Source organism: Candidatus Magnetobacterium casense (genome assembly GCF_019173545.1).
Lineage (GTDB): Bacteria > Nitrospirota > Thermodesulfovibrionia > Thermodesulfovibrionales > Magnetobacteriaceae > Magnetobacterium > Magnetobacterium cryptolimnobacter.
This window is the reverse complement of sequence record NZ_JABXWD010000106.1, coordinates 1-10027: the sequence shown is the minus strand read 5'-3', so window position 1 is coordinate 10027 and position 10027 is coordinate 1. Positions and strand designations below refer to the sequence as shown.

8 protein-coding genes and 1 pseudogene are annotated in these 10027 nt (G+C 48.7%); 8 read left to right on the top strand and 1 reads right to left on the bottom strand.

Annotation, left to right across the window (positions count from 1 at the left end; translation table 11 throughout):
* The first annotated feature begins 183 nt into the window (after window positions 1-183).
* The 7 genes from HWQ67_RS07485 to panC all read left to right on the top strand — a co-directional run bounded on the left by HWQ67_RS07485 (window position 184) and on the right by panC (window position 8482).
* The gene (locus HWQ67_RS07485) at window positions 184-1356 is read left to right on the top strand and encodes a hypothetical protein (protein ID WP_218252060.1); all 1173 of its coding nucleotides are present in this window, start codon (window positions 184-186) and stop codon (window positions 1354-1356) included.
* 296 nt (window positions 1357-1652) lie between these two features.
* Window positions 1653-2411, top strand: coding sequence for a class I SAM-dependent methyltransferase (locus tag HWQ67_RS07480; RefSeq protein ID WP_218252059.1), 759 nt, complete (start codon window positions 1653-1655; stop codon window positions 2409-2411).
* Window positions 2408-3061 carry a class I SAM-dependent methyltransferase gene (locus HWQ67_RS07475; RefSeq protein ID WP_218252058.1) on the top strand — a complete coding sequence of 218 codons (654 nt, stop codon included), beginning with the start codon at window positions 2408-2410 and terminating at the stop codon, window positions 3059-3061. Before HWQ67_RS07480 ends, HWQ67_RS07475 begins: the two co-directional genes overlap by 4 nt.
* Before the next feature lie 401 nt (window positions 3062-3462).
* A complete protein-coding gene (locus HWQ67_RS07470; RefSeq protein ID WP_320414554.1) occupies window positions 3463-4761 on the top strand; it encodes a hemolysin family protein in 1299 nt (432 codons plus the stop codon).
* Entirely contained in the window at window positions 4754-6223 is a 1470-nt protein-coding gene (locus HWQ67_RS07465) for a M16 family metallopeptidase (protein ID WP_218252056.1), read from the top strand. The genes HWQ67_RS07470 and HWQ67_RS07465 overlap by 8 nt, the downstream gene beginning before the upstream one ends.
* Before the next feature lie 29 nt (window positions 6224-6252).
* On the top strand, window positions 6253-7602 hold the full coding sequence (locus tag HWQ67_RS07460; protein WP_218252055.1) for a M16 family metallopeptidase: 1350 nt from the start codon (window positions 6253-6255) through the stop codon (window positions 7600-7602).
* Between the two features lie 7 nt (window positions 7603-7609).
* Window positions 7610-8482: a pantoate--beta-alanine ligase gene (gene panC / locus HWQ67_RS07455; RefSeq protein WP_255317165.1), complete on the top strand. Its 873-nt coding sequence runs from the start codon at window positions 7610-7612 to the stop codon at window positions 8480-8482.
* Between the two features lie 6 nt (window positions 8483-8488).
* On the opposite strand, the gene HWQ67_RS07450 is transcribed toward panC, so the two are convergent.
* Window positions 8489-9274, bottom strand: a complete 786-nt coding sequence (locus HWQ67_RS07450; RefSeq protein ID WP_218252054.1) for an ABC transporter ATP-binding protein — start codon at window positions 9272-9274, stop codon at window positions 8489-8491.
* Between the two features lie 326 nt (window positions 9275-9600).
* Between HWQ67_RS07450 and HWQ67_RS07445 the strand changes: the two are divergent.
* Window positions 9601-10027, top strand: a pseudogene (locus HWQ67_RS07445) (hypothetical protein); the annotation flags it as partial.

The window sequence follows — 10027 nt, the reverse complement described above, 5'->3', positions numbered from 1 at the left end:
ACATATAACAGCCAAAATCGCCACTTACTGTCATTCCCGTGAAAACGGGAATCCATTTTCAAGAACTGCATAAAATGCTGGTTTATAAAAAAGTGCGAAAGTATAGTTTTAACATTAGCGATAGTAATATTTGGTTTTGTACAGGTATCATTTTCACAAGACAATGTTTCAAGTGTAGCATGTTTGGATGTAACATCAGAAAGTTGTGTTACAGAACTATTTAGCGATTATATAACAACAGATCAAGCTAATGCCATTAGAGTTATAGGCTGGTTTAAGGAAATAGACGAATGGATTAATTTTCGCAATGAACTTGCTTCGTATGATGATGAAAATGAAAGACTTCTCGCTACATATTTATTTATTTTTAAACGACCATATATTTCTGTTTGGATATTTGGTGGTTCCGTATTTTTAAAAGATAAAACGGTATTACAGACTTACAGAGAAATAAAAGAACACTATACTTCTCTGTTTGGACTTTGTATGCCACCACGGTTAACATTTAAGATAAAGTTAGACTGGTTGGATATATTCACTACTTCTCCACTTAATGGGGCTGTAATAAAGATGTATCAATTGAGTAGTTGTAGCAGCGATTATCAGTATTACACAACCCTTAAAGCACCTACAGTAATTACTGATTTTAAGTTCAATAGAGCTTATGGGGCTTTTGAGTCTGGTACATATCTATTAACATTTGAATATAAAGGTAAAAAAGTTGCTAAGTTAGTTTTTGTAAAACCTACACTCGGACAACAGGTAACAATAGACTTTCGGAAATCTGTTGAGAAGAACTCCAAAAGTCCGGTCATAGCGCAGTCTCCGATGTCAGGACCTCCAGGCACCGCCTTTAAACAATGGGGGACAGGTTTTACAGCTAATAGCACTGCAACATTGCATTTCAGTAAGCCTGACGGAACTGAATACCCCACTGCAACTCAATCAATCGATAGCAACGGAACCTTTTCTATTCCTTATAATGCACCAACAAGTAAGGCCCCAGGAACATATACATGGTGGGCAGTAGATGGGCCAACAGATAAAAAAAGTAATTCAGTCAGTTATACTATTACTGTAAGTCCGGTCATAGCGCAGTCTCCGATGTCAGGACCTCCAGGCACCGCCTTTAAACAATGGGGGACAGGTTTTACAGCTAATAGCACTGCAACATTGCATTTCAGTAAGTCTGACGGAACTGAATACCCCACTGCGACTCAGCCAATTGATAGCAACGGAACCTTTTCTATTCCTTATAATGCACCAACAAATAAGCCCCCAGGAACATATACATGGTGGGCAGTGGACGGGCCGACAGAGAAAATGAGTAATAAAGTCAGTTATACTATCAATTGAAGCGGTTGCATCAAAAAAGAAATGAAAAGGGAGAAGAGAATGACAAACTCTTCCCTCTTTTTCTGAAATAGAGAGGGGTAGGCGATACGGTTATGTTTATAGCAGATTTCGATTGGATTAAATACAAAACACACGGTATTTTTATGGGGTCAAGGGGACTGGTCCCCTTGCAGGGGGTTCTGAATGGGGGGGAGCCGCCCCTTTCTTTATCTCTTTCGTTTAAATGCCATTGCCCTGTGGGTAGGTAATTAACACCTTGATTTAGCTCTGGTGATGTTGTACAATATCAGACTATCATGCCAAAGTTGTTTAAAGCACCAACGAGCGACAAGACAACGAAATTCTATGACGACCTCATAGCCGGACGCATAAGGCGTGGTCTGTGGGGTGCGGAGGCTCGCTTTGACGGTGCGCTGATTAGTACCAAGGAATCGGTCAGGAGACACTTCACGCCTAATGTCGCCACCTACATCAGGCCGACGGACGTTGTGCTGGATGTCGGATGCGGCAGCGGAGGATTTCTGCCCATACTCTCCGGGCTGTGTGCAAAGCTGGTGGGGATAGACATAACGCCATCGTTTGTAGCAAAAAGCATGGAGATCGCAGAGAAGTTCAACCTGGCTAACACGGAAATATTACAGGAGAGCTGTGAGCGCCTGCCATTTGAAAACCACAGATTTGACGTGGTGGTGATGCTTGACGTGATTCACCACATGGAAAATGTCCGGGAGTCCCTCAAGGAGGTACACCGTGTCCTTACACCCGCTGGCCGCGTCATAGTGTTTGAGCCAAACAAGCTCAACCCGCTTGTCTATGTCATGTGCATGCTTGACCCCAACGAAAGGGGAGTTCTGCCGCTGGGGACAAAGGGGGCCTACAGGCGTCTGTTTGCACCTTACTTCACCGTGGAGAGGATTGAATATAACGGTATGCTCATTGGCCCGCAGCAGAGCCTGTCTCTGGCAATATCGGACGTCATAAACCACCGGTACGCCAAACCCCTGCTTGGCTGGTTAAATGCACGGATGTTCATCGCCCTGACAAAGCCGCAATGAAGACACAGCCGTTACAGAGGAACCAACTGGGGCATTTTCTGCATGAGTACTCCCGGTCCATGCCGCTGATGTATCGCACCAAGGTGGCCAACAGACACATCATCGGGTCATTTCATTTGGTGCTGGATAACGTCCCGTATGGGGCAAGGCTCTTTGACATTGGCTGTGGCACGGGGGCGCTGTTGTACCTTGCAATAAAGCTCAAGGCCGTGACACTGGCACACGGCTATGACCTCTCCAAAGAGGCAGTGGCGGCCTCCGCAGGCGTGAGTATCGCAATCCCGGAGCTTAGGGTGATGCACTCTGACGATGTGTTCCCCCCACAGGACATAGCCAACTACGACGTCGTAACCATGGTTGACGTCCTGCACCACATAGCCGCCCCCATGCAAGACTCCTTTGTCATCAGGCTGACCAAAACCCTCTCCCCCGGAACCCTGCTGATACTGTCAGACATGGAAGGGACAAACCTCTTCACCGGCATCACGGCCAGGGTGCATGACATGTTGGTGAACAGACAGGTTGTCAGACCAAGGAAATCAAGCGACGTAATCGCCATCCTGGCAGACAATGGCTTGCAAATACTCTCCGTGTCATGGTGCTGGTCGGTGGTGTTTAAGAGCTTTGTGATCACGGCAAGGAAGACATAAAAGCATCCGACTGTGACCTCTCCAGATTGGTTATTGCATAAAACTGCCACCTTGATTTATGAACATAACAGCCATGCACACAAACAGCAGTTGTGCAAATGATGCGTGCTCTGATATACTAAGCAAGAGAGTATAGACATGTATAACAATAGTTTACCCTTAAGAAAAGAAAGAAGGGAGGCGGTTTGTAGCAGGGGCGGGTGCGACCCGCTGCGGGAAAATCGTGCCTCACTCCCTCCGCCCCTCCCTCAGACCCACCCCGCAAGGGGGCCAGCCCCCTTGACCCCTTCCTTGCTTGTTATAGTTACTTATGCTCGCTTACTTAATATGCAATTGATGTCTTGGCAACAACAGGTGTAAGTTAGCTTAACGGTATGTGGATATATCTTATCTTGATATTTGTGTTTATCCTGATGAGCGGTTTCTTTGCCGGCGCTGAGATAGCAGTGGTAACGGCCAGGAAGACGCTGATAGATACACTTCAGAGGGCCGGCAGGGCAGAGGCAGAGGCCCTGATGATGCTTAAAAAGAATCCGGAGAGGTTTCTTGCAACCATCAAAATAGGCACTACCATGGGGCTTGCCATGGCGTGTGTCCTGGGCGGCGCCTTTGCCATTGAGGTGGTGAGGCCGGTGATATCGGAAGCGCCTGTGGAATATCTTGCCATTTTTAGTGGTCCTTTGAGTATCCTGATTGTCCTGGTTGTGGTGTCTTACGTGCATTTACTCTGGGGTGAGTTGATACCCAAGTCCCTGGTGCTGCTCAATCCCGAGCGCGTTGCGTTGGCCATATCGAGGCTGATGTATGCGTCTTCGAAATGGGCTTCTGTGCTGATAAATTCCCTGACTGGCAGCGCAAATATCATTCTCAGACCACTTGGAATAAAGGCCTTTACCGGCAGGGGGTTCGTCTCCCAGGAGGAGATAAAGCTCCTCATACTGGAGGGCAAGGACAGAGGTATCTTTGAGTCCACCGAGCAGGAGCTGATCCACAGCGTCTTTGAGTTCACCGATATATCCGTCAAGGAGGTCATGGTGCCCATCGGACAGGTGGTGGCCATCTCCATTGATGACCCCCTGGAGAGAAACCTGCTGCTTATCTCCGAGGAAAAGTACTCGCGCTATCCCGTCTTCAGCGCCGAAATCAATAACATCAAGGGCATCCTACATGCAAAGGACGTCTTTATATATCTGGCTCAACACAAGGAGGTCAACATGCGCAAACTGCTCAGGGCGCCGTTTTTCATCCCGGAGACAATGATGATCAGTCACCTCTTAAGCGACATGCAAAAAAAACGCAACCACATGGCCATTGTCGTCAATGAACACGGTATGGTCACGGGCATCGTCACAATCGAAGACCTGCTCGAGGAGATAGTTGGCGAAATCAGGGACGAACACGACACGGAAAGACCCGTTATCTCCATAGGCAACGGCGTATACATAGTGTATGCCTCCATAAACATCAGAGACCTCAAGGAAGACCATGCAATGGAATTGCCGGAGTCTCCGCAGTACGACACCCTGGGAGGGTTTATCGTCACAACATTGCAGAAAATACCACAGGGCGGGGAGACTATAAGCCTCGACCATATGAGATTAACCGTCCTTGAGATGGTCAACAAACGGGTATCAAAGGTGAAGGTAGAGTTTCTCAACACCGACGCCCTGGATACACACAAGGAGGAAGGCGTTGAATAAGACAATCGATGTATCGGGTTTAACACTTTTGCACAACCTTTTACATTTGCCCAAACGGGTGATGATAAGGGTACCAGTAAGCGTAATAGTCGTGTTATCAGCCGCCGTGTTGTGTTCGTGTGCGACTCCGGCCACAAAGTCCGGAGCTCCGCAGGCTGCACTTGTCTACAAGGGACCGATAACTGAAGCCCGGCAGCCGGGACTTGAACACGGCGTTGAACTCATCCCAAAGGAGTACTTCCTTGACAACGGTCTGAAGGTGCTCATGGTCGAGGACCACAAGGTGCCCATTGCCACGTTTCAGATATGGTACAAGGTCGGTTCGATAGATGAACAGTCAGGCAAGACCGGCCTTAGTCACATGCTCGAACACATGATGTTTAAGGGTACCAAACGCTACGGTTCCAAGGTGTTTTCAAACCTGGTCCAGAAAAACGGCGGCGTAGACAATGCCTTTACAACGCGCAACTATACCATGTACTACCAAACGCTCGTATCGGACAGGATTGGGTTGTCCGTGGAGCTTGAGGCCGACAGGATGGCAAACCTGCTCTTAAACGAGGAGGACGTAAAATCAGAAAAACAGGTCGTCATGGAAGAAAGACGCCTGAGAACGGAAGACAACCCCCAGAACCTGCTCTTTGAACAACTGACGGAAAAGGCCATCTCCACACACCCATACCGCAATCCCGTCATCGGCTGGATGGATGACATAGCATCCTTCACCGTGGAGGACCTGCGGCAACACTACAATACCTACTACAGCCCCAACAATGCCGTTATAATCGTCACCGGAGACATCAATCCCACAGAGACGCTCCGGTTGATCAAGGCCAACTTTGGCTCCATACCCGCCAAACACACGGCGGCAGTACAAATCCCCAAAGAGCCTGCACAGACCCAACCCAAACGCATTGTCCTGAGAAAACCTGCTCAACTACCCTATCTGCTGATGGCCTACCACGTCCCCTCCATCCCCCATAAGGACAGCTATGCCCTGGATGTGCTGTCGGCGTTGCTTTCGGGCAAGAGTGGCAGACTCTACCAGGAGCTTGTAAAGAACCAAAAGGTTGCCCTCAATGCCTTTGTCTTCTACAGCGGGTTTCACTCAGACCCCTATCTGATGTACTTTGGCGGTTCGGTAATGGGCGGCAAGGGGGACAACACGGATGCCCTTGAGGGCGCCATACTGCACGAAATCGAAAGGCTAAAGACAACGCCACCCACCCAACGGGAGATACAGAAGGCCAAGAACCAGATAGAGGCCTCATTTATCATGGGACAGGACTCCATCTACTTTCAGGGCGAACTCCTGGGCATGTACGAAATGCTCGGCAACTGGAGGCTCAAGGACAGGTACCTGGAGGAGATTCGGGCCGTAACGGCAGAAGACGTAACAAGGGTGACCGCAACATATCTAACCATAAACAACAGCACCATCGGTACCCTGATACCGGAGTAAACGGTGAAAAGATTGGAGGCGATGATACAATGAACATGCACATGCGCATAAGGGTGTTTTTTGTTGCAATATTGCTGATTGTGTTTCCTCTGACTGCACATGCACTGGATGTAAGACGGGAGGTCTTGATGAATGGATTGACGTTGCTGCATATGGAGAGAACCAACCTGCCAATTGTAAAGATAAACCTGCTCGTGAGGGCATCAAAGCTCGATGAGTCATCGGACAAGGCGGGACTGGCAAACCTGACCGCCGAAATGCTGTTGGAGGGTACAAAGAGCAAGAGTTCCAAGGAGATACAGGAAGAGATCGAGTTTATGGGAGCCTCGTTGGAGGCGTCCGTGAATACGGATTTTACGGTTATTTCACTTTCGGTGCTGAAGAAGGACCTTGACAAGGGGTTTGAGATACTTGCCGATTGCCTGTTGAATCCGTTGTTTTCCGATGGCGAGTTGAGGGCCAAAAAGGAGATCGTAAAGGGTGCCATCAAGCAGAGTGAGGAGTCTCCGGCGTTTGTGGCAAGCAGGGCATTCTTAAAGGACGTCTACGGACAGTTTCCATATGGCCGTCCAACCGAAGGCGATATACAGAGCGTTGATTCCATCGGTGTACAAGACCTGGTGAACTTCCACAAGGGGCACTACGTTGCCTCAGCATCGATCCTCACGGCCGTGGGGGATGTTACATATGACAAGATAACAGGGCTGATTGACAAGCACCTGTCAAAGTGGCAAGTGGGTGAGGTCAGTCATCCCCATGCACCGATATCGTATAGTGGTCATAGCGTCAAGGTCAATCTCATCGACATGGACCTCACACAGGCAAACATCATACTTGGTCATGAGGGGATCGCCAGGGACAACATAGACTTCTATGCCGTGATGGTCATGAACTACATCCTCGGAGGCGGGGGGTTCTCCTCACGCATGGTTAAGACCCTGAGGGATGACATGGGGTTGGCCTACGATGTACGCAGTCACTTTGCCTCATATAAATACAGCGGGGACTTTCAGGCCATCATACAGACAAAGAGCGAGTTTGCAAACACGGCCGTTACCGAAATACTAAAGCAGATAAAAACAATAAAGACCGACTACGTCACAGAGGAGGAACTAAGCGACGCAAAGGCGTATTTGACGGGCAGTTTTCCGCGTAAGCTCGATACCATGGACAAGATAGCCCATTTCCTGTCACAGGTGGAGTTCTATAGACTCGGCCTGGACTATGACAAGAAATACCTGGACTACATCAGGGCGGTAACGAAGGAGGACGTCAGGCGCGTTGCGGGTAAATACCTCGATGATATCAACTACCATCTTGTCATTGTGGGCAAACAGGAAAAGATAGGGTTTCAACAAAAAGACTCAAAGGATAAATAGAATCAATATGCCATTAGAAATGATACGCACAAGTTCGATAATGCAGGAGACGTCAAGCAAGTACCGTGCAGATGGCAAACGCATTGGCCTTGTGCCAACAATGGGGGCACTGCATGAGGGTCACGTGAGCCTTATACGGCGAGCCAGGCAGGAAAACGATGCCGTTGTCGTAAGCATATTTGTCAATCCGAGGCAGTTTGGCGCCGGTGAGGACTTTGACAACTATCCCAGGGATTATGCGGCAGATTGGGCAGTGCTGTTAAAAGAGGAGGTGGATGTCCTCTTTATGCCCGGTATCCCTGAGATGTATCCGGGTGGTTTTTGCACGACGGTTAGCGTGACGGAGATAACCGACAGGCTATGTGGCAAGTTTCGCCCGACTCACTTTACCGGTGTAACGACGGTGGTGGCCAAGCTCTTTAACATTGTAAGGCCAAGGCGTGCGTATTTTGGTCAGAAGGACTATCAGCAGTGTGTCGTCATCAGCAGGATGGTCTGCGACCTCAATATGGATGTTCAGGTGGTGTCATGTCCAACGGTAAGGGAAAAGGACGGTCTTGCGATGAGTTCGCGTAACGTGTATCTGACCCCGGAGGAGCGTGCCGATGCAGCCTTGATATACAAGGCTATGAAGGACGTTGAGGTCGCCCTCAAGACAGCCACGCTACACCTGAGCAAGGCATCCCGGAGGCTCAAGGAACTGCTACAGGCAATCAGCTCCGTCAGTGAGGTACAGTATGCCTCCGTCTATGACCCCGAGAGCCTTGTTGAACTATTAGAGGCCACTACGGGAACAAACGGAAGAGGCACCGTACTCATAGCCGTAGCAGTTAAGATCGGAACTACGCGGTTGATCGACAACCTCCTGTTAAAACTCTGATAAAAGTCAACTGCCTGCTATAATCTTGAAGTAGTCCTCGGGGCGATAGGGTTCCTCCTCTGCCCTTCGCTGGAGAAATGCCTGTACCTTTGGATTTGAGGATGCCCTGAGTTCATCGATAGAGCCTGTGAATACGATATCTCCGGCGTCGAGCATTATGACATAGTCGGCAATTGTGAAGATACTTGCCAGCTCATGCGTGACCACAACGAGGGTCAGTTTGAAGGTGCTGTGGAGTTTTATGATCAGCTCGTCCAGACCGGCTGCAGTGACAGGGTCTAATCCGGCTGATGGCTCGTCGAAGAAGAGCAGTTCGGGGTCCATTGCCATGGCCCTGGCGATCCCTGCACGTTTTTTCATCCCGCCGGAGAGTTCTGCCGGATAATAGCCTCCAAACCCAGTAAGTCCCACCAGGTCGAGTTTCATGCGTACAATGATGTCTATGATTGGCTGCTTTAACTGCGTGTGTTCCCGCAGCGGAAGGGCAACGTTATCGCCCAACGACATGGAGTTAAGCAGGGCGGCCCCCTGAAACAGAACTCCCATCTTCTTCTTAAATTCAATCAAGGCGTTATCGTCCATCTTAGTAATGTCTTTGTTGTTAATGTTTATTGTCCCCATGGCGGGTTTTAACAGTCCGATCAGGTGCTTTAACAGGGTGGTTTTACCGCAGCCGCTGCCACCAATTATCACCGTGGTCATCAGGGACGGAATGCCAAAGGTGAGGTTCCTTAAAACCTCCCTGCTGCCATAGTAGGCCCTCAAACCAATAACGTCAATAGCCGTTTCCATAAAAAACTAACGCCCGTGATCCAAGTATAACATAAGTATCTTCTTAAAAAAGCATGGTAAAATTAAGATACACTGTTCATATCAAACCAGTCATTTACGGGGTCAAGGGGGCTGGCCTCCTTGCAGGGGAGGTCTGAGGATGGCCAGGTGCGACTTTTATGGCAGGGGTGCCTCACCCCCTGGAGCGCCAAGAAGCGGAGCCGCCCTCCTTCTTTCTTGCCTTAAAGTATAATTACCATGAAATATAAAGAGGATACTTGGAATCTTTATTAGGGGTCTGCTATAATAAATCAACGATATTAATCAGGTCAGAAACGGGAGGTATAATGGCACAGTACTATGATGTTACGTTAAAGGCGATACTTAAGGAGTTGCCCAGACGCTTTTTTAAGATACTCACCGGTTTTGAGGTTGTGAAGTTTCTTGATGTTCAGTTGCCTTCTGTGGAGTACAGACAACCGGACCTGTTGATTGAACTTCCGGATGCTTCCTTGTTGCACATAGAGTTGCAATCATCAAATGACAACGATATGGAGTGGCGGATGCACTTTTATTTCTGCATGATATACCACACCTACAAAAAAGTGCCCAAACAGTTGTTGCTCTATGTTGGTGACAAGGAGTTAAAAATGGGCAAGGGGCTCGACCTTGAGTGTTTACAGTTCAAGTATCGTGCAATGGACATCAGAGAGATAAATGCCATTGAGCTTTCGCAGAGCAAAGACCACGGAGACAGACTATTGTCCATACTGT

Bases quoted from the DNA above. Each gene is read 5' to 3' on its own strand.
- HWQ67_RS07480 (WP_218252059.1), top strand. From the start codon at position 1,653: ATGCCAAAGTTGTTTAAAGCACCAACGAGCGACAAGACAACGAAATTC.
- HWQ67_RS07450 (WP_218252054.1), bottom strand. From the start codon at position 9,274: ATGGAAACGGCTATTGACGTTATTGGTTTGAGGGCCTACTATGGCAGC.
- HWQ67_RS07460 (WP_218252055.1), top strand. From the start codon at position 6,253: ATGAACATGCACATGCGCATAAGGGTGTTTTTTGTTGCAATATTGCTG.
- HWQ67_RS07475 (WP_218252058.1), top strand. From the start codon at position 2,408: ATGAAGACACAGCCGTTACAGAGGAACCAACTGGGGCATTTTCTGCAT.
- panC (WP_255317165.1), top strand. From the start codon at position 7,610: ATGCCATTAGAAATGATACGCACAAGTTCGATAATGCAGGAGACGTCA.